The following is a 22,375-nucleotide window of genomic DNA, read 5'->3' as shown; positions in this document are numbered from 1 at the left end:
GATGCCATCATGGCACAGCGCGCCTGCCCGGCGATAGCCTACCTCACGCCTCGTTCATCTTGTCTTCCCAATGACGGCGGCAATAAACGACATATTTCTCGTTGCCGCCAACTTCCACCTGCGCACCTTCGCGCACGACGTTGCCGTCAGCATCCATCCGCGCCACCATGGTCGCCTTGCGGCCGCAATGGCAGATGGTGCGAACTTCGCGCATCTCGTCGGCAATGGCCAAAAGCGCCATCGAGCCGGGAAACAGTTTGCCCTGGAAATCCGTGCGCAAACCGTAAGCCATCACCGGGATGCCGATCCGGTCGGCGATGCGCGCCAGTTGCCAGACCTGATCTTCGCCGAGAAACTGGGCCTCATCGACGAAAACACAGGCAATCGCCTCTTCGCCATGCAAACGCTCGATCAGGGCATAAAGGTCATCGGCATGGGTAAAGGCGATGCCGTCCTCGCTCAATCCAATCCGCGAGGAGACCTTCCCTTTGCCCGCCCGGTCATCGAAAGCCGCGATCAGGATGACCGTCCGCATTCCGCGCTCGCGATAATTGTACGACGCCTGCAGGAGCATGGTCGATTTGCCGGCGTTCATCGTGGCGTAGCTGAAATACAGTTTTGCCATGGCGTCCTCTTCTGTATGCTGTTTGTTGTTCATGAACAGACAAAGCGGGGAAGGCCAGAGCGCAAGCGCGAAAGTCACAGAAAATCGACGGCAGGCGCCAGAACATGAGCAATGCGACATATCACGTCGCTTTAGGCGGGCGTGTCCGGCAAATGTCCCAATACACTCAAGACAACACCAGGGCGCTTGAATTGGCGGACATTTGGTGATTGGCTAAAATCAAAAGGCAGGGGAATAATCAAGATGACCAGACTGACATTGAAATTCATGCTGACTGCAGCGGTATCGCTGAGCGCATTGACTTCCGCCTATGCCGCCGAGCCTGAAAGCTGTGGCACCGTCCGCTTCGCCGATGTTGGCTGGACGGATATTACCGCGACCACGGCGACCGTTTCCTCGATCCTCAAAGGCCTCGGCTACCAGACAGACATCAAGGTTCTGTCCGTTCCGGTCACGTACCAATCGCTGAAGAACAAGGATATCGACGTTTTCCTCGGTAACTGGATGCCGACACAGGAAGCCGACGTTCGCCCTTTCCTGAACGACAAGTCGGTCGAATCGTTCGGTCCGAACCTCGAAGGCGCCAAGTACACGCTGGCGACCAATGCCAAGGGTGCCGAGCTCGGCATCAAGGACTTCAAGGACATCGCCGCCCATAAGGCCGATCTCGATGGAAAGATCTACGGCATCGAGCCCGGCAACGACGGCAACCGCCTGATCATTGACATGACCGACAAGGACACATTCGGCCTGAAGGGCTTCGAAGTTGTCGAGTCCTCCGAACAGGGCATGCTGGCGCAGGTCGCCCGCGCCGAAAAGGATGGCACTCCGGTCATCTTCCTCGGCTGGGAACCCCACCCGATGAACTCCAATTTCAAGCTGACCTACCTCACAGGTGGCGACGACATTTTCGGGCCTAACCTCGGCGGAGCCACCATCTTCACCAATGTACGCGCCGGTTACACCGCTGAGTGCCCGAATGTCGGCAAGCTGATCACCAATCTGAAATTCTCGCTGCCGATGGAAAACGAGATCATGGGCAAGATCCTCAACGACGGCAAGGATCCGGAAGCCGCTGCCAACGAATGGCTGAAGGCCAACCCGGCAGCGGTTGAGCCATGGCTCGCAGGCGTTACCACCAAGGATGGCAGTGATGCGCTGCCAGCTGTCAAGACCGCACTCGGTCTTTGACCGGCATAAAAAGGCGGGGCTCAGTCCCCGCCTTTTTTAAGCGCATATCACGCGCTTCCGCTCCTATCATTGGCTCCAAGAACCAGGCGATTTTCCCGTGGAATGGCTAACCAATCCTGATCGACGCATACCCATCGGCGGCTGGGCGAAGAGTTTCTTCACCTGGCTGACCACCAATTTCACCGGCTTTTTCGACCAGGTCTCGGCGATCCTGTCGGGAGTCGTGAATGCGATCCTGTGGGTCCTGCAGACCCCGCATCCGCTGATTGTCGTGGCCATCGTCACTGCCCTCTCCTACTACTTCCGCCGCTCGGTCGGGGTCACGCTCTTCACGCTGTTCGGCCTGTTGCTGATCATCAATCTCGGCTATTGGAAAGCAACGACGGAGACACTGGCGCTGGTTCTGGCCGCAAGCTTCGTCTCGATGGCCGTCGGCATTCCTTTGGGGATCGCCGCTGCCCGGCGCGCCTGGGTCTACGCCGTCATGCGGCCGATCCTCGACCTGATGCAGACCATTCCGACCTTCGTCTACCTGATCCCCGCCCTCGTCCTGTTCGGCCTCGGCATGGTTCCCGGCCTGATCGCCACCGTCATCTTCGCCATCCCGGCACCGATCCGGCTGACGCGTCTCGGCATCATCTCGACGCCGCCGTCTCTGGTGGAGGCCGCCGTATCGTTCGGTGCCACGCCGTCACAGGTGTTGCGCAAGATCGAGCTGCCGTTTGCCACGCCACAGATCATGGCCGGCCTCACCCAGACCATCATGCTGTCACTGTCGATGGTGGTGATTTCGGCGCTGGTCGGCGCCGCCGGCCTGGGCGTGCCGGTTGTGCGGGCGCTCAACACCGTCAACATCGCCATGGGCTTTGAGTCCGGCCTCTGTATCGTCATTCTCGCGATCATTCTCGACCGCCTGTTCCGTTCGTCCGATGAAGGAGAAGGCGCATGACCGATGCCGTCGTTTTCAAGAATGTCGACATCATCTTCGGCAACAAGCCGGAAGCCGCCATCGCCATGGTCGATCAGGGCAAGACCCGCGACGAAATCGGGGCGGCAACAGGCTTGGTGCTGGGTGTCGCCGACGCATCGCTGACCATCACCGAAGGCGAAATTCTCGTGCTGATGGGCTTGTCGGGCTCGGGCAAATCGACCCTGCTGCGCGCCGTCAACGGGCTTGCTCCAGTGGTGCGCGGCGAAGTACAGGTGAAGACCAAGCACGGCACGATCAATCCGTACAAGACCAGCGCCAAATCGTTACGCGATTTCCGCATGCACGACGTCTCCATGGTGTTTCAGCAGTTCGCGCTGCTCCCCTGGCGCACGGTGGAAGACAATGTCGGCTTCGGGCTGGAGCTCGCAGGCGTGCCGGACAAGGAACGCAAGGACCGCGTTGCCGAGCAGCTGGAACTGGTCAACCTGACGAAATGGGCCGGCCGCCAGGTCAAGGAGCTTTCCGGCGGCATGCAGCAGCGCGTCGGCCTTGCCCGCGCCTTTGCCACCGGTGCACCGATCCTATTGATGGACGAGCCATTCTCGGCACTCGATCCGCTGATCCGCACCCGCCTGCAGGATGAACTGCTGGAATTCCAGCGCCGCCTGAAGAAGACCATCCTGTTCGTCAGCCACGATCTCGACGAGGCCTTTCGCATCGGCAATCGCATTGCCATCATGGAAGGCGGACGCATCATCCAGTGCGGCACGCCGCAGGACATCGTCAAGAACCCGGCCAACCAGTATGTCGCCGATTTCGTCCAGCACATGAACCCGATCACCATGCTGACGGCGATGGATGTCATGAGCCATGGCGTCAACCGCAATGACGGCTCGGCCGGCGTCACCGCAACCGCCAGACCGACCACCCCGCTGATCGATATCCTAGATGCGATGTCGCGCCAGCCCGGCAGCATCGGTGTCGTCGACAATGGCGCTATCGTCGGCACGATCAATGCGCAGAACGTCGTGGAAGGCCTGACAAGGCATCGCAACAAAAGTTGACCATCGCAGTCAGGATGTCGTTATAAGGGGCGCCCGGACGATAAAAGCTCCGGGCGTTTGGCATTCAAGACAAGAGGCAATCCGATGGCCGATAAACCTTCCGTTCTGCGCGAGACCGATGATGAGGCGCGCAAGCTCGCCCGCATTATCCTGCGATCCGCACGCAGCGCCGCCATTGCGGTGATCGAGCCGAACAGCGGCGGCTTTCCCTTTGTCAGCCGCGTCCTGCTCGGCATCGATACCGATGGCACACCGGTCATTCTGGTTTCTGCCCTGTCGGCCCATACGCAGGCCCTGTCCGCAGACCAGCGCTGCTCGCTGTTGACGGGCGAAATCGGCAAGGGCGACCCCCTCGCCCATGCACGGCTAACGGTTCAATGCGAAGCGGAAAAAGTGGATCGCGACAGCACCTCCCATGCGCTTATCCGCGAACGGTTCATCCGCCGCCATCCGAAGGCCCAGCTCTATGTCGACTTTCCCGATTTCGCATTCTTCCGGCTGACGCCGCTGAAGGCCAGCATGAATGGCGGCTTCGGCAAGGCCTATGTGCTCGAAGGCGAAGACTTGATGATCCGCTCTCCCGCGATCGACGATCTCGCAGCAATGGAATCGGGCGCGATCGACCACATGAATTCGGATCATTCCGATGCGGCCAGCAAGTATGCTGAGCTCTATTGCAAGGCAAAGGGAACCGGCTGGAAAATCTGTGGCCTTGATGCCAGCGGGGTCGATCTGGCCTTCGGAGATCAACTCAAGCGACTGGAGTATGAGGCCCCACTGCAATCAAAAGGGGAATTACGGACCGCTCTGGTAAAACTTTACCGTTAAATACGGCCCCTTTTACCCCGATTTCTTGCAGTAGGCAGTTGTCCTTTTATTCATCACGTCTAATTATCTCTTATTCACATTCATAACCAAGCGTGATGTGAACTTCGCATGGAGTATGGAATGCAAACGATCTCTCCTCAGAAACACGGCAAGGCTGAAATAGCTGCGGAGTTTCTGTCGGCTATGGCCAACCCAAAGCGGCTGCTGATTCTCAGTTCACTGGTGAACGAAGAAATGGCTGTCGGCGCTTTGGCAAACCAGGTCGGCCTCAGCCAGTCTGCCCTGTCGCAACATCTCTCGAAGCTGCGTGCCCAAAATCTCGTGACCACCCGTAGAGATGCCCAGACGATCTATTATTCAAGTTCTTCGGATGCAGTACTGAAAGTTCTGAAAACCCTGAAGGAAATCTACGGCGACGACACCAGCGCGGTCGAAAAAATCGCGCAGCGCCGTACCGCCTGATATGGATCGGGGCCGCTTGCGGCCCCGTCCTGTCTCTCCGCTCTTCGGCTTGCCATCTGGGAGCGTTTACGCCCGGTTTTTTGTTGTGATCGCAGTTTGACGATTGCTCACCTTTGAGACTTGCGCGGCACCATCGGCGCTTTGAAACGCCAGCAAAAAACGGCACTACTTTCCCCTAAAATGGGACGTACCCGATACGGGTTCCAGCGCAGCGACCTTTGCCAACGTCGTCACGTCGTAGTCGGCTGCAAAGCTCGCATCGATGAAAGCGCTGTTCGTGCAGTCGCTCATCGCGCATCCGCCAGGAAAGATGCGATATAAACCAGCGGTGCGTTCCAGTTGATCGTCATCTCGTTGGTGCCCCACGCCATGATATCGTCGATATAGCAGGTCTGCGGCGCGCAACCCTTGAGGCGCGCACGCGCGACATCGTCGACCAGCGTTGAATTCGGCCCGCCAGCCAGCGTGCCGGCCGGCGGGTTGGGTAATGTGCTGTCGACCTGATGGGCATACCAGCGGCTATGCTGGTTCTTGGCAAAGACACTGCCGTATCCGGTGACATAGGACGTGTTCATCCCATTGCGCCCGAAGATGTAATCCATGCCTCCACGCACGCCATTGAGAAACGGCAATTCGCCCGTCAGATCGTAGCCAGCGGAAACAACGACCAGGTTTTGCAGAATGAGCTGGTTCGATCCCCAGTCGTAACGGTTATTGGCCGGTCTGTAGATATGCCCGAACGGCTCCTTCGCCTGCAGGCTGAGGAAATTCCGGGCAGCGGATACGACCGAGGCCATGACCATCGCCTTGTCATCTGCAGCGAGATTGTCGCCATAGAGCGCCAGATCAAGGCGGCCGAGCCCGGCGACACTGCGCCAATCGAAGGCACCGGCGGCGGAAAACACAGGCCCTGCCCAATGCTGCGAGGATTTCAGCGCAGTGAGATAACGCGCTTCACCTGTGGTGATGTAAAGCTCTGCGGCGGCCCAATAAGTTTCATCGGAAATATCGTCGTCACCATAATCGCCACCGCCCTGCAAACCATCGGAAGTGGGAGCGAACAGCGCTGGATGGGCTGCGGCAGCCAGCCAGGCCTTTTGGCCGGCGGCGAGCAGGCGCTGCGCAAATTCCTTGTCATAGGGCGCAAACAGCCGGGCGCCCTGGGCAGCCACCGCAGCAAGGTTGAGCGTCGCGGCGGTCGATGGACGGTGCAGCGCCCGCAATTGCGGATCGAGATGCGGCAGCATCGGTATTTCGGTCCATTTGGTATCGTGAACCTTGTGGTGAGCCATACCGGCCAGCGGCTGGCCGTCAGGCACCATCATCTTCATCAGGAATTCGAGTTCCCAGCGCGCCTCATCGAGGATATCGGGAATACCGTTACCGTTTTCAGGGATGCGCGACAGGCTGTCGCTTAATACTGGCGATGCGCCGTCGCCGTAGACCAGCCCGCGTTCAAACGTGCCCAAGAGCTGCGCCACGGCAATACCGCCATTGACCACATACTTGCCCTGGTCGCCGGCGTCATACCAGCCCCCAGAGACATCGAGCGTGTAATCGCAGGTCCAGTCCTTGCCATAGAGTTTTGTGGCGGCCTTACCTGTCAGGCAGGTCACGTTCGTATCGCCCTGGTTGGGGCTTTCCTGCACATGTCCGGGCGGCCTTGCATAGGCTTCGCCAGTTATGTCACCCTTGATCTCTATGCCGCTGCGTTGCGGATAGAACCAGGAGAGCGCATCGATACGCAGTTTGCCGTAGACATCGTGGCCGACGGAAAACGGCAAGCTTTTCTTCTCGCCGACGACCAGCCGATAGCCCTCGCCTGCCGTTGCAAGGGCCGAAAAATCGGCGATTTGGGTATCAGCTCCAACAGTCGGATCAAAACCGGCGGGCACCGTCATTCCCTCGCCGATTTCCACACCGTTCGCATCTTCCAGCTTGAACGGCAGCGCGCCGTGCGCATCCGACAGGATCGTCGCCCGCTTCGGTCCGTCGAGAAAATAACTGGTCTGATTGACCAATGCCGGTAGCGCGTACATCGCTTTTTGCGCAGCCACCTCTGCACTGTCAGGCTTTTTTTCGCGCATCGCCACGTCATCCAGGCAAACGCGCCATGGTTTTTGCGCTCCGCCCAATTGGAAGATGATCTGGGCCGGATCGGTCTCAGTTGCCGTAAAGTCAGCCGAAAACTCCACCTTCCCGGCCTTGGTCACGGCCGTCAAAGTTGCCTGTGGCGTCCACGGTTCGGCATTGCGCTGGATCATGACCGGAAATGTGTGCACCCCCGTGGCTTCGAGCACCATTGTCAGATGATAGGATTTGCCCGGATCAAACAAAAGATCGTTGATACCCAGCAGCCGGTCCCAAGGTGTACCGCCCGCCTCCACATCGGCACAGAGCTTGCCGCCTTCGCGCGACAGCGCAACGCCGCCGGCAGCCCAGAAACCGTCCTGCCCCTTCTCAAAGGCGCCGTCGGCAATCATATCGGCCGCGCCAGCTTGCGCCGAAAGTCCAACGAAAAGCGCAAGCACCAGACTGGCTTGAAGTTTTGGCAACATCTCTATCCTGAGCGCGTGTTTCGGGAACGCGGCGCCACTCTGCTGTAAACAGGTTAAACTTCGGAAAATATTGGATGCAAGCCCTGTTTCCAAATATTTCCAAACGGCGAAATTCCGCTTTTTGCCGGTCTGCAACCTCATTCCAGCGACGCCAGGCCGAGGCTTGACCCGCAAAAGCGCCCTGATAGTTTGACCATCAGGTAAAGATTCATCGAAACCCACTGATTTGGCCACCAGAGACATAACGCGCCACGGAGAATATGATGTCGAACCGCCTCAATGCCACCCCCAACGATCTCAGCGCCTTCTGGATGCCGTTCACGGCCAACCGGCAGTACAAGAAAGAACCGCGCATGTTCGTCAAGGCGAAGGACATGCACTACACGACCCATGACGGCCGCCAAGTGCTGGATGGCACCGCTGGTCTCTGGTGCGTCAATGCCGGTCACTGCCGTCCGCTGATCACGGAAGCCATTCGCGAGCAGGCCGGCGAGCTCGATTATGCCCCGGCCTTCCAGCTCGGCCATCCAAAAGCGTTCGAACTGGCAAACCGCCTGATCGATATCGCGCCTGATGGCATGGAGCATGTACTTTACACGAACTCCGGCTCTGAATCGGTCGAAACGGCGCTGAAGGTGGCGCTCGCCTATCACAAGGTGAAGGGACAGGGGTCCCGCACCCGCTTGATCGGCCGCGAACGCGGCTATCATGGTGTCAACTTCGGTGGCATCTCGGTCGGCGGCATCGTTTCCAACCGCAAGATGTTCGGCACGCTGCTGACCGGCGTCGATCACATGCCGCACACCCATCTGCCGGAAAAGAACGCCTTTACCAAGGGCGAGCCGGAGCATGGTGCAGACCTTGCCACCGAACTGGAACGTATCGTCACCCTCCATGATGCCTCGACCATCGCAGCCGTCATCGTCGAGCCGGTCGCCGGCTCCACTGGCGTTCTCATCCCCCCGAAGGGCTACCTGCAGAAGCTGCGCGAGATCTGCACCAAACACGGCATCCTTTTGATCTTCGACGAAGTCATCACCGGTTACGGCCGCCTTGGCACGCCGTTCGCAGCCCAGTATTTCGACGTCAAGCCTGACATGATCGTCACCGCCAAGGGCCTGACCAACGGCGTCGTCCCGATGGGTGCCGTGTTCGTCACCGCCGAAATCCATGATGCGTTCATGAGTGGCCCGGAGCACATGATCGAGTTCTTCCACGGCTACACCTATTCCGGCAACCCGATCGCCTGCGCCGCAGCACTCGGCACGCTCGACACCTACCGCGACGAAGGCCTGCTCACACGCGGTGCAGAGCTGGCGTCATACTGGGGCGACGCACTGCATTCGCTGCGCGACTGCCCGCATGTCATCGACATCCGCAATATCGGCCTGATCGGCGCCATCGAGTTGGCGCCGATTGCGGGCGAACCGACCAAGCGCGCTTTCTCAGCCTTCCTGAAAGCCTATGAAAGCGGCTACCTGATCCGCACCACCGGCGACATCATCGCCCTTTCGCCGCCACTGATCATCACCAAGGCCGAGATCGACGAGCTGATCGATGGCATCCGCAAGGTGCTCCAGAACAATATCTGACCGGACAAGATTCAGTCGTGAACAATACCCAAACGGGGCCGCAGCAAATGCCGCGGCCCCGTTTGGCGTAATATCTGAATAATTATTTTGCACATTGCCTAAAAAATCGCCTTGCGGAATCGTGGGGAGCTTCATAGACGAGAAGCATGGGATCGATCCGTTCACAGAAGGCGGAAGGACCAACGGAACTGGAGTTGCTTTTCAGCTGGCGGGTTTCACCCTTTCAGCCCCGCAACCGAAGCGCTGGCACTGCGGGGAACCAACCCACCAAAGGAGAAGCAAGATGAATTTCAAGACATTGTCGGGCGCCACATTCGCGGCCTCGCTGGCCTTTGCGCCGCTGGCCCATGCCGAAATCGTGATCGGCTTGATTGCGCCGCTGACCGGCCCCGTCGCTGCCTACGGCGACCAGGTGAAGAACGGCGCGCAGGTTGCCGTTGATCAGATCAACAAGAACGGCGGCATTCTCGGCGAACAGGTCGTGCTGAAGCTGGCCGACGATGCCGGCGAACCCAAGCAGGGCGTTTCCGCAGCAAACCAGATCGTTGGCGAAGGCATCCGCTTTGTCGTTGGCCCGGTCACGTCAGGCGTCGCCATGCCGGCATCCGACGTTCTCGCTGAAAACGGTATCCTGATGGTCACTCCGACCGCAACGACACCGGATCTCACCAAGCGTGGCCTCGCCACAGTCCTGCGCACCTGCGGCCGTGACGACCAGCAGGCCGAAGTTGCCGCAGCCTATGTCCTGAAGCAGTTCAAGGACAAGCGCATCGGCATCCTCAACGACAAGGGCGCCTACGGCAAGGGTCTCGCCGATTCCTTCAAGGCCACGCTGAACGCCGGTGGCGTCACCGAAGTCTTCAACGATTCCCTGACACCGGGCGACAAGGACCTGAGCGCGCTCACCACCCGTCTCAAGGCTGAAAAGGTCGATGTGCTCTATTTCGGCGGCTACCACCCGGAAGCCGGTCTTCTGGTGCGCCAGCTGCATGATATCGGCGCCCCGATCCAGATCATCGGCGGCGACGGTCTGTCCAACACCGAATTCTGGGCCATCGGCGCAGACGCTGGTGCAGGCACGGTCTTCACCAATGCTGCCGACGCTTTGAAGAACGACAGCTCGAAGGCCGCCGTTGCAGCCCTTCAGGCCGCCAACATTCCGCCGGAAGCCTTCACGCTCAACGCTTACGCCGCTGTTGAAGTGATCAAGGCCGGCATCGAAAAGGCAGGCAGCGCAGAAGACGCGGCTGTCGTCGCAGCAGCCCTGAAGACCGGCGAGCCGATCAAGACCGCCATCGGCGACGTCACCTATGGCGAAACCGGCGACCTCACCTCGCAGAGCTTCTCGCTCTACAAGTGGGAAAACGGCAAGATCGTTTCTGCCGAGTAAACAAATAGACCGATAACGGATCGGGCGCTTCGGCGCCCGATTTCGTTTATGGCGGACCGGGGCGGTCACAGCGCAGCCACCATCCACAGTCACAATCGCCGATCTGGCGTATCCGGGTATGCAATGATGGCCATGAGCCTCTATGCTCTGGCGAGCAATTCTTCAGACACGCATCCAAGAGGCAGAACCCCGTGAGCGAAAAACTTGAACAGCTGATCGATCAGGGCACAGGCCGCATTCCAGCCGATATCGTGCTCAAGGGCGGTCGTTTCTTCGATCTGGTCATCGGCGATCTCGTCGCTTCGGATATCGCCATCTGTGGCGATCGCATCGTCGGCACTTACGGCGAATATACTGGCACCACGGAAATCGACATTACCGGCAAGATCGTCGTGCCCGGCTTCATCGATACGCACCTGCACATTGAATCCTCGCTGGTCACCCCGCATGAATTCGACCGCTGCGTCTTGCCCTACGGCGTCACGACGGTGATCTGCGATCCGCATGAAATCGCCAATGTGCTCGGCACAGAGGGTATCCAATACTTCCTCGATTCTGCCCGCGAGACCATCATGGACATCCGCGTGCAGCTCTCGAGCTGCGTGCCGGCGACCCATCTGGAAACATCTGGCGCCAACCTGCCGATCGAGAAGCTCCTGCCCTTCCGCGACCACGAAAAGGTCATCGGCCTAGCGGAGTTCATGAATTTTCCCGGCGTCATCCACAAGGACCCGGTCTGCCTTGCCAAGCTCGACGCCTTCCAGGGTGGACATATCGATGGCCACGCGCCGCTCTTGAGTGGCCTCGATCTCAATGGCTATCTTTCCGCCGGTATCCGCACCGATCATGAATGCACGACGGCAGAAGAAGCACTCGAAAAGATCCGCAAGGGCATGCACATCCTCGTGCGCGAAGGCTCCGTTTCCAAGGACCTGCACGCGCTGATGCCGATCCTGACCGAGCGCCTGTCACCGTTCCTGGCGCTCTGCACAGACGACCGCAATCCGCTCGACATCGCCGAAGAGGGCCATCTCGACTACATGATCCGCGAGGCGATTGCGCACGGGATCGAACCATTGGCCGTCTACCGCGCCGCCTCGATCTCGGCCGCGCGAGCCTTCGGGCTACGCGACCGCGGCCTGGTCGCACCCGGCTGGCGCGCCGATCTCGTCATTGTCGATAGCCTTGAAAACTGCAAGGCGGAGAAGGTCTTTGCGGCCGGTCGTCTGGTCACTGATGCGCTGTTTGCTACGCGCCGCCCGGTCGCGCCCGTCGGTCTCGACAGCGTCAAGGCGGGCCACATCAACGCCGCTGATTTCGGCGTGCCCTATGCCGAAGGTGAAACGTCTGTCATCGGCGTGCTGCCGGGCAAGATCATCACCGAACACCGTCGCTACAAGCTGCCAGCATCCGGCAATCAGGCGGGCGTCGATCTCGGCCGCGATATCATCAAGGTCGCCGTCATCGAACGCCACGGCATCAACGGCAACCATGCCAACGGCTTCGTTCAGGGTTTCGGGCTGAAGAAGGGTGCCATTGCCTCGACCGTCGGCCATGACAGCCACAATATTTGCGTCGTCGGCGTCAACGAGGACGATATGGCGCTGGCCGCAAACCGGCTCGGCCAGATCAAGGGCGGCTTCGTCGTCGTCGAGGACGGCGCGGTTACAGGTGAAATCTCCCTGCCCGTCGCCGGCCTGATGAGCCTCGAGCCCTATGAAAGTGTGCGTGACACCCTGCATCACCTGCGCCAGGCGGCCTTCGCGCTCGGGGCAACGCTGCAGGAGCCGTTCTTGCAACTGGCCTTCCTCCCCCTGCCCGTCATCCCGCATCTGAAGATTTCGGACATGGGATTGGTGGATGTCGACAAATTTATGCTGATCGGGTGAGAGCCTGAAGCGCCTCTAATCCTGGGTCTCGCCGGAAAGCGGCGTCTTGAGCATCGACGGCCGCGCCGCAAACGCATCGAACCAGCGGGTGAGATTGGCGTGTTTGCGGAAAGACGGCAGGTAGCGGAAGGCGAGCCAGTCCAGCGTCGTTGCAATGGCGATATGGCCGATATGCAAGGGCTCCTCCTCCTGGATTTCGCGGTCCAGCCAACGATAGCTTTCCGCGAGTTTCCGCTCATAGCCGGCCTGCAGTTCCGGATAGCGCAGGTGCTCGGGACGCCGGGCCGTTTCCCAGCGAATGCCGATACCAGCATAGGCCATATCTTGCGCCAGCGCCTGCAGACGCAGTGCCGCCCATCTGCGCTCGGTGTCTTCGGGGAAAAGCGACGGCCCTTGATGCAGCGTGTCGAAATAGGCGCAGATGACATCGGAATCAAACAGCGGCGACAGGCCGTCACGCAAGAGAACCGGGACCTTTCCGAGCGGATTGCTATTGAAAACCTCGGCATTGGCATTGGTCGGGCTTGTTTCGTGGTGCTCGACAACCAGTTGATCCGCAATGCCCACCTCATGGGCAAAGACAAGCGTCTTGCGGGCAAAGGGCGAATGGGTCTGATAGAGAAGCTTCATCATCTGCATAGGATCACCAAGGCGAGAAAAGAATGGTCGGGAGACCTTCGATCTCCCTGGATATTTTCTAGGGGGAAATCGAGCGGCTCACCCGCAATGGATGGCACGGGAACGCTTTTTATCCGCGCTTGTTGCCTGTAATGTGCTCCCATGAACCTTGATCGTTTCGACCGACAGCTGCTCAACCTGGTCCAGGAGGATGCGTCCCAGACCGCCGAACAACTCGCGGCGGAAGTATCGCTGTCCGTATCGGCGATCCAGCGCCGGTTGAAGCGGCTGCGCGAAACCGGCGTGATCCAACGGGACATCGCAGTCGTCGATCCGAAGCAGGTGGGTCGGCCGACCTTCTTCATCGTCGCACTGGATGTCGAGCGTGAACGGCCGGAACTGCTTGCCCAACTCCGCCGCTGGCTGGCCAACGAGCCGATGATCCAGCAGGCCTTCTACATCACCGGCGGGTCGGATTTCGTGCTGATTGTCACGGCACCCGATGTCGATGCCTATGACGCGTTGATGTCACGGCTGATTGCCGAAAATACCAATGTCCGGCGCTTCACCACCAATGTCGCCCTTGGCGTCATCAAACGCGGTTTGGTTATTCCCGTCGCTCTGGACGACGATTAGCCTCGAAAATTGCGGATTTTAGGCAGCCTATCCAATATCTGCGCGGTTCTCCCGCATACGTCTCAGTCATATTCTCCCCATGACACATTTTGATCTCCCCATTTGCACCACCGCAACGGCGCTTTCAGACTGCCCGGCCCTCGCACACCGCGCCGATGTCGGCCGGGTCCTCGTAAAGCTCGAGAGCGAACGCCCCTTCGGCAACTTCAAGATCCTCGGCGGCATGACGGCGGCACTGCGCGCTTTGGCGCGCGCCACCGGAACACCCGTTGCCCAGTTGCCAATGCGGCGGGATCTGCCGCGCCTGATCTGCGCCAGCGATGGAAATCATGGCCTCGCTGTCGCTGCTGCGGCCAATATTGCCGGAGCGTCAGCGACGATCTATCTGCACCATAGCGTTCCCCGAGCGCGAGCAGACCGCATACAGGCACTTGGCGCCTCGATCTACTGGGTCGCCGGGACCTATGATCATGCGGTCGATGCAGCCATCGAGGCTGCGCGGGTCGATGGTATTCTCCTGGCGGACACCAGCGCCGATAGGAACGATCCGATCGTCAAGGACGTGATTTCTGGTTACGCAACGATGACTGACGAAATCGGGGCTCAACTTGCGGAAATCGGTATCGCCGTCTCGCATCAGTTTATTCAGGCGGGCGTCGGCGGTCTCGCCGCTGCCATGGCGCAGGGATTGCCGGAAGCCAGAATTGCCGTTGTCGAGCCGGAACAGGCGGCATGCGTGGCACCAGCGCTTGCGGCGGGGCGCGTCGTGCGCATCGAAGGCTCGCTGCAGACATGCGCGGAGATGTTGGCCTGCGGTGAGGCGTCCGCGCCAGCGCTGGCGATCCTGCAACGGCATAAGCCGATCCCCGTGCTTGTCAGTGAGGCGGCACTTTTGGCCGCGGCGGAAATCATGCGCGACGAGGCCGGCATCCATACCACGCCCTCCGGCAGTGCCGGACTGGCGGGACTGCTGCATATGGCAAACGATGGCGCGTTACGGCAGAAAGCCGGGATCGACCCTTCAAGCACGATCCTTCTCGTCGCCACGGAAGCGCATCCGGATGCCCATATCCACAACCAGGAGCGCACGCTCAATGCTGCCTATGCGTTGGCCACTCGCTTGTTCGCGGATACGGGATTGCCAAACGGCATCGCTGCAAACGTTGATGCCTAGCAGCCTTGTTCAGTCCACCCGCCCGCAAAACACATCCATCGCCTCAAGCGTGATATCCCTGCCCTCTACCGCCGGCGCAAAGCCGGGCATCGGCACAACCTCCGAAACGACAACGCCCTTCGGTACGGTGACGGTCTGCGGGCCGCGATGCAGGTTGAAGATGAACAGCAGCTTCTCACCGCCCTTTTCGCGCGTGAAAGCCAGGATATCCTGGTTGGTTTCAAGGAACACCATACTGCCGTCGAGCAACGGCGCATGCGTTTTCCTGAAGGCTAGTGTCTGACGGTAGTGATCGAGAACAGATCCGGCCGTCTCCTGCTGATCGACAGCCAGTGGCCGATGTTCGGCAGGCACCGGCAGCCACGGCTTGGCACTGGAAAACCCGGCATGGTCTGCCGCCTTCTCCCAGACCATCGGCGTGCGGCACCCGTCACGGCCCTTGAAGGCCGGCCAGAAGCGGATGCCGTAGGGGTCGCGCAGATCTTCAAGCTGCAGCTCTGCCTCCGGCAGCGCCAGTTCTTCGCCCTGATAAAGGCAGATTGAACCACGCAGCGCAGCCAGAACCGAGATCGCCAATTTGGCAACCCGCTCGCGCTCGTCAGCTGTCTGCGTGAACCGGCTGATATGACGGGTGACGTCGTGGTTGGAGAAGGCCCAGCACACCCAGCCATCGGTGACAGCATCCTGAAACGCCTGGACGCAGCGGCGGATATGGGTGGCTGTAAAATCCGGCCCCAGCAGGTCGAACGTGTAGCACATCTGCAGCTTGTCGCCGCCGCCGGTATAGGCCGCCACCGTCTTCAGCGACCGCGCCCCATCGCCAACCTCGCCGACCGACGCCCGATCGCCAAACTCGTCAAGCAGCGCGCGAAACCGCTGCAGGAAGCCAATGTTTTCCGGCTGGGTCTTGTCATAGAGATGGTTCTGCATGCCATAGGGATTGACGTCAGGTGCATCCAGACCGATGGCATCGGGGTCATAGACCAGCGGCGGATTATCGCGCAGTTCCTTGTCGTGGAAATAGAAATTCACGGTGTCGAGCCGGAAGCCATCGACGCCGCGCTTCAGCCAGAAGCGTACGGTGTCCAACAGCGCGTCCTGCACATCCGGATTGTGAAAGTTGAGATCCGGCTGTGAGCCCAGGAAATTGTGCATGTAATATTGCTTGCGCACGCCGTCCCATTCCCAGCCCGGGCCGCCGAAAATCGACATCCAGTTGTTGGGCGCCGTTCCGTCCGGTTTCGGATCGGCCCAGACATACCAGTCGGCTTTGGGATTGGTGCGGTCAGAGCGGCTTTCCTTGAACCAGGGATGCTGGTCGGACGTGTGCGAGATTACCTGATCGATGATGATCTTCAGGCCAAGCTGATGCGCCTTCTTCATCATTGCGTCGAAATCGGCAAGCGTGCCGAACATCGGATCGACGTCGCAATAGTCCGAAACGTCATAGCCCATATCTGCCATGGGTGACGTGAAGAACGGCGACAGCCAGATGGCATCAACCCCGAGGCTGGCGATATAGGGTAGCCGTTGCGTCACACCCTTGATATCGCCGAGACCATCGCCTGTCGTATCCTGAAAGGAACGCGGATAGACCTGATAGATCACCGCGCCGCGCCACCAATCGGGGTTGGACTTCAAGGGAGATGCCATCAAAAAGCTCCACGATCACAGGGATATGCTGCAAGATGTAGCGTTGCTGCAGGTGCGAGTAAACGGCCTTCCCGGCCGTTCGAGGCGATTGACCGGCACCGATGCAAAAATGATGACGGTAGGGAATGACTGCCGGGTTAGGTCACCTGCCCCTCACGACCCGAAACGCCCCACCACAATTTTAGCCCCCGAGCGCGGCCCACCAAGGTCCGTTGCCAAGTGATCACCGGCAACAGCGGCATCCGCTTGCCTTCGGCGCTGGTAAGCCGTATCTCCGCTTTCGCAATGACGTGAAGAACGGGGAGAATTTCATGGCGGGCAAGTTGCTTTCGATCGGCGAATGCATGGTGGAACTGATGCAGGCCGAGGGCGACTTGCTGCGCAAGGGCTATGCCGGCGATACGTTCAACACCGCCTATTATGCCCGGACTTTCCTGCCTGCAGATTGGTCGGTCGATTATCTCACCGCCGTTGGCACTGACACTGTGTCCGGCGAGATGCTGGCCTTCATCGAAAAGACCGGCGTCGGCACCACCCAGATCCGTCGCGTCGAGGGCCGCTCGCCGGGCCTCTACATGATCCATCTGAAGGAGGGCGAGCGCAGCTTTTCCTACTGGCGCTCGGTCTCAGCGGCAAAGACGCTCGCTGACGATGCGGATCACCTTCGTGCGGCCATCGAAGGCTCTGATATCATCGTCTTCTCCGGCATCACGCTGGCCATCCTGGCACCATCAGCTGCCGAAACATTGCTCTCAGAACTGCGCCGCGCAAAGGCCGCCGGGAAGTCCGTTGTGTTCGACCCCAACATCCGGCCGCGTCTTTGGGACGACAAGCAGTACATGTTGGACACGATTTCCGCCGGCGCCCGATCAGCAAGTCTGGTCATGCCAAGCTTCGACGATGAAGCCGCTCATTTCGGCGATGCCGATGTGGCCGCAACGATTGCCCGCTACCGCGGGCTCGGCGTCTATAATATCGTCGTGAAGGATGGGCCAAAGGGCGTGACGCTGAGCTTTGGCGATGCGCCACTCCAGTTCGTGCCGTCGGCCAATGTCGACAAGATCGTTGATACCACCAGCGCTGGCGACAGCTTCAACGGTGCCTTCCTCGCCCGCTATGCTGTCGATGGCGATCCGGTCAAGGCCGCCGGTTTCGCAGCCTCCGCTGCTGCCACTGTCATCCAGCATCATGGCGCTCTGGTTTCCCGCGACAAGCTTCCATCGGCATGACACCCCTCGACATTTGATCGGTTCGGCACCAAAGTCGATCCATACAGCATCGAATGCCTCTGATCATCGCCCTATCCTGCGCTTATCGAACAGCAAAGGAGAACGGCATGAACAAGAGATTGAAAACGGCGGCGGGCTTTCTGGCGGTCAGCGTGTCAGCGAGCGCGGCTTTTGCGGCGGAGTTTACGGCAGAGAGTAAGGACTTCGCATCCGGCAAGGTGGCGCAGGCGCAGTTTGCCGGTATCATGGGATGCACGGGCAAGAACGTCTCGCCCGACATATCCTGGTCGAATGCACCGGAGGGAACGAAGAGCTTCGTGGTGACGATCTATGACAAGGATGCACCGACCGGATCCGGGTGGTGGCATTGGGTCGTTGCCAACATCCCGGCCAGCACCACGTCGCTGCCTGCGGGGGCCGGAACCGATGCAAGCCAGCTGCCAAAGGGCGCACTGATGACGCCCACCGACTTCGGCGCACCAGGATATGGCGGCGCCTGCCCTCCGGAAGGCACGGAACACGACTATACGATCACGGTGAAGGCGCTCAGCATCGACAAACTGCCGGTACCCGACACTGCAACACCAGCACTGATCGGCTTTGTCAGCAACATGAACACACTCGCCGTGGCGACAGTCTCCGCAAAAGGCAGCCGATAGGAAACATGACCGAAGAGATTTTGCACGAAGAACAGGACATCTCGCACGGCGTCAGCCGGGCACAGCATATCGATATCTCTTCGCGCGAGACGGCAGCCATCGTTGCCCGAAACCGGGCCGGCGAAAAATCCTCGTCACAGCACAGGATTTTCGTCCGCCCGGCCATTGGCGCCACTGCACGCATCATTCAGCACAACCGGCTGCGCTACTCCAACCTCGCCATCAACCGCCCGATCATCATCCTCGTCGAACGCGGAACGAAGATCATGCGCAGTGGTGACCATGAGGTGACGGTGCAGGCCGGTGGCGCGATCGCCGTGTGCCAGAACCAGATCTTCGATGTGATCAACGAAGCCGAAGCCGGGGGTATCTATCTTGCCCGCTGGATTGCCTTCGAGCCGCATATGGTCCTGTCACACCCACATCAAAAGAGGCCCGCAGCGCCAATCGACCGGGCGCTTGCGCTGGAGGCTCCCTCAAAGGCATTTCTGGACGCCTATCACCTCGCGGCCGAGGCGATTGCCGATCCGGACGGCGTGCCGGATACGATTGCAGATCATCGCCTGCGGGAGCTTCTGCTTTGGCTTGATCTGTCCGGCGGCCGCTTTGCCATGCCTCAACCGGATGGCTTTGCCCAGAAGGCCCGGAACATCCTCACCGAAAAGCCCGGATACGCATGGTCCGGCGTGATGCTGGCGCGCACACTCAGCGTCAGCGAAGCAACGCTTCGGCGCAAATTGTCCGCCGAAGGCTGGTCTTTTCAAGCATTGCTCGCCGACGTCCGCATGTCGATAGCCATGCAGCTGCTTCAGTCAACCGACAGGCCGGTCCTGCATATCGCGCAGGATGTCGGATACGAATCGCAATCGCGCTTCGCGATACGGTTTCGTGCCCGTTTCGGTTTTGCTCCGAGCGCCATTCGCGGCCACCGGCGCTGACATTGAAACGGTGACTACCGCTTCTTCTTGCGGTTTTCGAACGGGTTTTCCGACGCTCTCAGATGAATGCGGATCGGCACGCCCGGCATTTCGAAATCGGCGCGCAGACCGTTCGTCAGATAGCGAATATAGCTTTCCGGAACAGATTCCGGCCGCGTGCAGGAAATCATGAAGCCTGGCGGGCGGGCTTTCACCTGCGTCATATACTTCAGCTTCAGGCGACGACCGGAGACTGCCGGCGGCGGATGCTGGATCTGCTGCGATTCCAGCCACTTGTTCAGCTTGGCGGTTGAAATGCGCCGGTTCCACGTCTTGTCGGTATCGATGATCGACTGCATCAGCTTGTCGAGACCATAACCGGTCTGGCCGGAGATCGGCACAGCGCGAATGCCGCGCACCTGCGGCAGCAGGCGCTCGGTCTTTTCACGCAACTCAGCCAGCAGCGCCTGCGTATCCTCGACCAGATCCCACTTATTGAAGGCAAGGATCGCGGCGCGGCCTTCGCGGGCGACGAGGTCGACCAGCTGTAGGTCCTGCTTTTCAAACGGAATGGTCGCATCGAAGACGATGACCACGGATTCGGCAAAGCGGATGGAGCGCAGGCTATCGGCAACCGAGAGCTTTTCAAGCTTCTCCTGAACGCGGGCTTTCTTGCGCATGCCAGCGGTGTCGAACATCTTGATGGTGCGGCCGCGCCAGTCCCATTCAACCGAAATGCTGTCGCGGGTAATGCCGGCTTCCGGGCCGGTCAAAAGCCGGTCTTCCCCGAGGAAGCGGTTGATCAGCGTCGATTTACCGGCATTCGGACGGCCGATGATTGCCACGCGCAGCGGCTTGGTGTCATCATATTCCGGCTCGTAATCGTCGTCTTCCAGGTCTTCCTCGCCGCGCAGATCGACATTGGTCGCGGGCTCGTCGATTTCAGGCGGGAAAGCACGGTCTTCACCGATCGCAGCAACGATAGCGTCGCGCAGATCGATCATGCCCTGGCCGTGTTCGGCCGAGATGGCGACGGGTTCGCCCAGTCCCAGCGTAAAGGCGTCGTAATAGCCGCCGTCCGAGCCCTTGGCTTCCGACTTGTTAGCAACCAGAACCACCGGCTTGCCGCGCCGGCGCAGCATTTTGCCAAGCGTCTCGTCGGCCGGTGTCAGGCCATATTTGGCGTCAACGACAAACAGCGTCAGGTCGGCCTCTTCGATGGCAGCTTCCGTCTGCAGCCACATGCGGCCCTGCAGTGTTTCCGGTCCCGATTGCTCGAGACCAGCCGTATCAATGATGGTGAAGCGCAGGTCGACGAGCTTGGCGTCGCCAGGGCGACGGTCGCGGGTAACGCCCGGCGTATCGTCGACAAGCGCCAGCTTCTTGCCAACCAGACGGTTGAAAAGCGTCGACTTTCCGACATTGGGGCGCCCAACGATGGCGACGGTGAAGTTCATCGAATAATCCTGTCCTCAGAGCATCCGCTACCGGTCATGCTCCAATGTTGTTTTCTTGGGCGTCCGGTCAGGACGCCTTGCCGCTGGCGGTAATCAGATCGAGCAGCATCTGGGCGCGGTTTGCCAGATTGCGCGGTGTTTCGGCATCGTCGGTGATCTGCTGGAACCAGGTCTTGGCTTTCGCCATATCGCCGGCCTTGTAGGCGGCAAGACCAAGCGCTTCGCGGGCCGAGTGACGCATGCCATTGGCAGGAACGGCAAGCTGCTCGGCCTCGGCCGAAACCTGCTCATACGTGCCGGTATCAACCAGAAGATAGGCGGCACGCATGCGAGCGGCATCGCGCATCGCCTGCGGCAGGCTTGCATCCTTGGAGATGTCGGAGAAGACCTTCACGGCACCTGCCGTGTCACCCTTCTGCGCCTGCAGGGTCGCAGCGCGCATCTTCGCAAGAACCGGATAGGCGCCGTAGCCGTCCTTCTCCAGCGTGGCGAGAGCCGTCAGCGCTTCATCGGTCTTGTTGTCCCGCGAAAGCGTCAAGGCTGCCAGGAACTCGTCGCCCGATGCGGAAGCCGAGGTCTCGTGCCAATATTCGTAACCGACCTTGCCGATCGTACCGACCACGATCAGAATTGCGAGCCCGATGATGACGCTGCCAAATCGCGTCCACACGGCTTTCACCTGTTCGGAGCGCAGTTCTTCGTTGACTTCGCGGATAAAGCTGTCGTCCTGGTTCGCCATTCCTAAGTTCCGGTTTCCCGGCCTTCCCTGCAAAGATGAATGTAAAGATTTCCGCGCTTCTACCGTATTTTGAGGCCGTTGTAAGGGGGCAGCGCAATTTAGGCCTTATTCGGCAGGTTTACCCCATCACAATCGGGGCAACGCCGATCAGCAGTTCGTGCAACTTCCAGATAAACAGCAGATAGACGACGAGGGCGAGGATCACGGCGATGACGTCGTATTTGGTGGATATGAACACCGGATGCGTGACTTCGCCTGCACGCCAGCGGCGCTTCATCGAGATACGCAGAATCACGCCCCAGATGAGAAACGTGCCGAACAGCAGGACCGAGTTAACCTCGCCGTTGGCCATCAGATGCGCCAGAGCCCAGATCTTGATCGCGAGAATGGCCGGATGTTTGGTCGCAACCTTGATCTTGCCGGCAGGCAGGAATGCCGCGGCCAGACAGATGAAGGCGATCAGCATCAGCGTCAGTGCGATATGCGTCAGAAATTTCGGCGGCGTGTAGAGCATGCCGGTCGTTGCCCGCGAGACATCGAAGCCGTAGGCGATCAGACAGAGGCCCAAAAGAGCGCAGAAGCCGTGAATGGCGTGCCAAAGCCCGGTGCCGCCCTGCTCGACAACAGTTGCGCGAAGACCGGGCGCAAAGCTTTTGACCAGATGGATACCGAGGAAGATGACGATACCGAGAATGAGAAAGACCATGAAGCACACCCGCAACTGTTATGAATTCCGAACTACCGCATAGCGGTAACGCAGCCT

At 59.8% G+C, this 22,375-nt stretch carries 21 protein-coding genes; 13 read left to right on the top strand and 8 right to left on the bottom strand.

The features are described 5' to 3' along the window. Positions 1-43: 43 nt before the first annotated feature. A complete protein-coding gene (locus R6X40_RS01585) occupies positions 44-625 on the bottom strand; it encodes a thymidine kinase (RefSeq protein ID WP_318410405.1) in 582 nt (193 codons plus the stop codon). A 243-nt stretch (positions 626-868) separates the two neighbouring features. On the opposite strand from R6X40_RS01585, the gene R6X40_RS01580 reads away from it, so the two are divergent. The 5 genes from R6X40_RS01580 to R6X40_RS01560 all read left to right on the top strand — a co-directional run bounded on the left by R6X40_RS01580 (position 869) and on the right by R6X40_RS01560 (position 5,101). After that, a complete protein-coding gene (locus R6X40_RS01580) occupies positions 869-1,816 on the top strand; it encodes a choline ABC transporter substrate-binding protein (protein WP_318410403.1) in 948 nt (315 codons plus the stop codon). Between the two features lie 97 nt (positions 1,817-1,913). Further along, the gene (gene choW, locus R6X40_RS01575; RefSeq protein ID WP_318410401.1) at positions 1,914-2,765 is read left to right on the top strand and encodes a choline ABC transporter permease subunit; all 852 of its coding nucleotides are present in this window, start codon (positions 1,914-1,916) and stop codon (positions 2,763-2,765) included. Continuing rightward, positions 2,762-3,811 (top strand): choline ABC transporter ATP-binding protein, encoded by a 1,050-nt coding sequence (gene choV, locus R6X40_RS01570; protein ID WP_318410399.1) that lies wholly within the window; start codon positions 2,762-2,764, stop codon positions 3,809-3,811. The genes choW and choV overlap by 4 nt, the downstream gene beginning before the upstream one ends. An 84-nt stretch (positions 3,812-3,895) precedes the next feature. Beyond that, positions 3,896-4,639 (top strand): HugZ family protein, encoded by a 744-nt coding sequence (locus R6X40_RS01565; protein WP_318410398.1) that lies wholly within the window; start codon positions 3,896-3,898, stop codon positions 4,637-4,639. A gap of 120 nt (positions 4,640-4,759) precedes the next feature. Continuing rightward, positions 4,760-5,101, top strand: coding sequence for a metalloregulator ArsR/SmtB family transcription factor (locus tag R6X40_RS01560; RefSeq protein ID WP_318410397.1), 342 nt, complete (start codon positions 4,760-4,762; stop codon positions 5,099-5,101). A gap of 165 nt (positions 5,102-5,266) precedes the next feature. Here R6X40_RS01560 and R6X40_RS01555 read toward each other — a convergent pair whose 3' ends face one another. After that, entirely contained in the window at positions 5,267-5,392 is a 126-nt protein-coding gene (locus R6X40_RS01555; protein ID WP_318410396.1) for a hypothetical protein, read from the bottom strand. Next, a complete protein-coding gene (locus R6X40_RS01550) occupies positions 5,389-7,659 on the bottom strand; it encodes a glycoside hydrolase family 9 protein (RefSeq protein ID WP_318410395.1) in 2,271 nt (756 codons plus the stop codon). The genes R6X40_RS01555 and R6X40_RS01550 overlap by 4 nt, the downstream gene beginning before the upstream one ends. A 263-nt stretch (positions 7,660-7,922) precedes the next feature. Between R6X40_RS01550 and R6X40_RS01545 the strand changes: the two genes are divergently transcribed. The 3 genes from R6X40_RS01545 (at position 7,923) to ade (ending at position 12,530) form a co-directional block, all read left to right on the top strand. Further along, complete coding sequence (locus R6X40_RS01545; RefSeq protein WP_318411270.1) at positions 7,923-9,251, top strand: aspartate aminotransferase family protein; 1,329 nt, start codon at positions 7,923-7,925, stop codon at positions 9,249-9,251. A gap of 283 nt (positions 9,252-9,534) precedes the next feature. After that, complete coding sequence (locus R6X40_RS01540; RefSeq protein ID WP_318410394.1) at positions 9,535-10,641, top strand: branched-chain amino acid ABC transporter substrate-binding protein; 1,107 nt, start codon at positions 9,535-9,537, stop codon at positions 10,639-10,641. A gap of 191 nt (positions 10,642-10,832) precedes the next feature. After that, a complete protein-coding gene (ade, locus tag R6X40_RS01535; RefSeq protein WP_318410392.1) occupies positions 10,833-12,530 on the top strand; it encodes an adenine deaminase in 1,698 nt (565 codons plus the stop codon). Between the two features lie 15 nt (positions 12,531-12,545). Here ade and R6X40_RS01530 read toward each other — a convergent pair whose 3' ends face one another. After that, complete coding sequence (locus R6X40_RS01530) at positions 12,546-13,160, bottom strand: glutathione S-transferase family protein (protein WP_318411269.1); 615 nt, start codon at positions 13,158-13,160, stop codon at positions 12,546-12,548. A gap of 150 nt (positions 13,161-13,310) precedes the next feature. Between R6X40_RS01530 and R6X40_RS01525 the strand changes: the two genes are divergently transcribed. Together R6X40_RS01525 and R6X40_RS01520 are read left to right on the top strand one after the other, a co-directional pair. Further along, on the top strand, positions 13,311-13,784 hold the full coding sequence (locus R6X40_RS01525) for an Lrp/AsnC family transcriptional regulator (RefSeq protein WP_318410390.1): 474 nt from the start codon (positions 13,311-13,313) through the stop codon (positions 13,782-13,784). Between the two features lie 79 nt (positions 13,785-13,863). After that, complete coding sequence (locus tag R6X40_RS01520; protein ID WP_318410389.1) at positions 13,864-14,958, top strand: pyridoxal-phosphate dependent enzyme; 1,095 nt, start codon at positions 13,864-13,866, stop codon at positions 14,956-14,958. A 9-nt stretch (positions 14,959-14,967) separates the two neighbouring features. On the opposite strand, the gene R6X40_RS01515 is transcribed toward R6X40_RS01520, so the two are convergent. Continuing rightward, a complete protein-coding gene (locus R6X40_RS01515) occupies positions 14,968-16,611 on the bottom strand; it encodes an alpha-glucosidase family protein (RefSeq protein WP_318410387.1) in 1,644 nt (547 codons plus the stop codon). Between the two features lie 311 nt (positions 16,612-16,922). Here R6X40_RS01515 and R6X40_RS01510 point away from each other — a divergent pair, with 311 nt between their 5' ends. The 3 genes from R6X40_RS01510 (at position 16,923) to R6X40_RS01500 (ending at position 19,437) form a co-directional block, all read left to right on the top strand. Continuing rightward, positions 16,923-17,840, top strand: coding sequence for a sugar kinase (locus R6X40_RS01510; protein WP_318410385.1), 918 nt, complete (start codon positions 16,923-16,925; stop codon positions 17,838-17,840). A gap of 107 nt (positions 17,841-17,947) precedes the next feature. Continuing rightward, the gene (locus tag R6X40_RS01505) at positions 17,948-18,499 is read left to right on the top strand and encodes a YbhB/YbcL family Raf kinase inhibitor-like protein (RefSeq protein ID WP_318410383.1); all 552 of its coding nucleotides are present in this window, start codon (positions 17,948-17,950) and stop codon (positions 18,497-18,499) included. A 5-nt stretch (positions 18,500-18,504) separates the two neighbouring features. Next, positions 18,505-19,437 (top strand): helix-turn-helix transcriptional regulator, encoded by a 933-nt coding sequence (locus R6X40_RS01500; RefSeq protein ID WP_318410381.1) that lies wholly within the window; start codon positions 18,505-18,507, stop codon positions 19,435-19,437. Positions 19,438-19,451: 14 nt separating this feature from the next. Here the strand turns inward: R6X40_RS01500 and der are convergent, their stop codons facing one another. The 3 genes from der to R6X40_RS01485 all read right to left on the bottom strand — a co-directional run bounded on the left by der (position 19,452) and on the right by R6X40_RS01485 (position 22,318). Further along, positions 19,452-20,873, bottom strand: a complete 1,422-nt coding sequence (gene der, locus R6X40_RS01495; protein WP_318410379.1) for a ribosome biogenesis GTPase Der — start codon at positions 20,871-20,873, stop codon at positions 19,452-19,454. A 67-nt stretch (positions 20,874-20,940) separates the two neighbouring features. Next, positions 20,941-21,612: a tetratricopeptide repeat protein gene (locus tag R6X40_RS01490; RefSeq protein WP_318410377.1), complete on the bottom strand. Its 672-nt coding sequence runs from the start codon at positions 21,610-21,612 to the stop codon at positions 20,941-20,943. Between the two features lie 118 nt (positions 21,613-21,730). Beyond that, complete coding sequence (locus R6X40_RS01485; protein WP_318410375.1) at positions 21,731-22,318, bottom strand: NnrU family protein; 588 nt, start codon at positions 22,316-22,318, stop codon at positions 21,731-21,733. Positions 22,319-22,375: the final 57 nt, after the last annotated feature.

The sequence above is a fragment of the Rhizobium sp. PL01 genome, assembly GCF_033447125.1.
Lineage (GTDB): Bacteria > Pseudomonadota > Alphaproteobacteria > Rhizobiales > Rhizobiaceae > Pararhizobium.
Note: the sequence above shows the minus strand (reverse complement) of the source record. Positions and strands in the feature narration are given on the sequence as shown.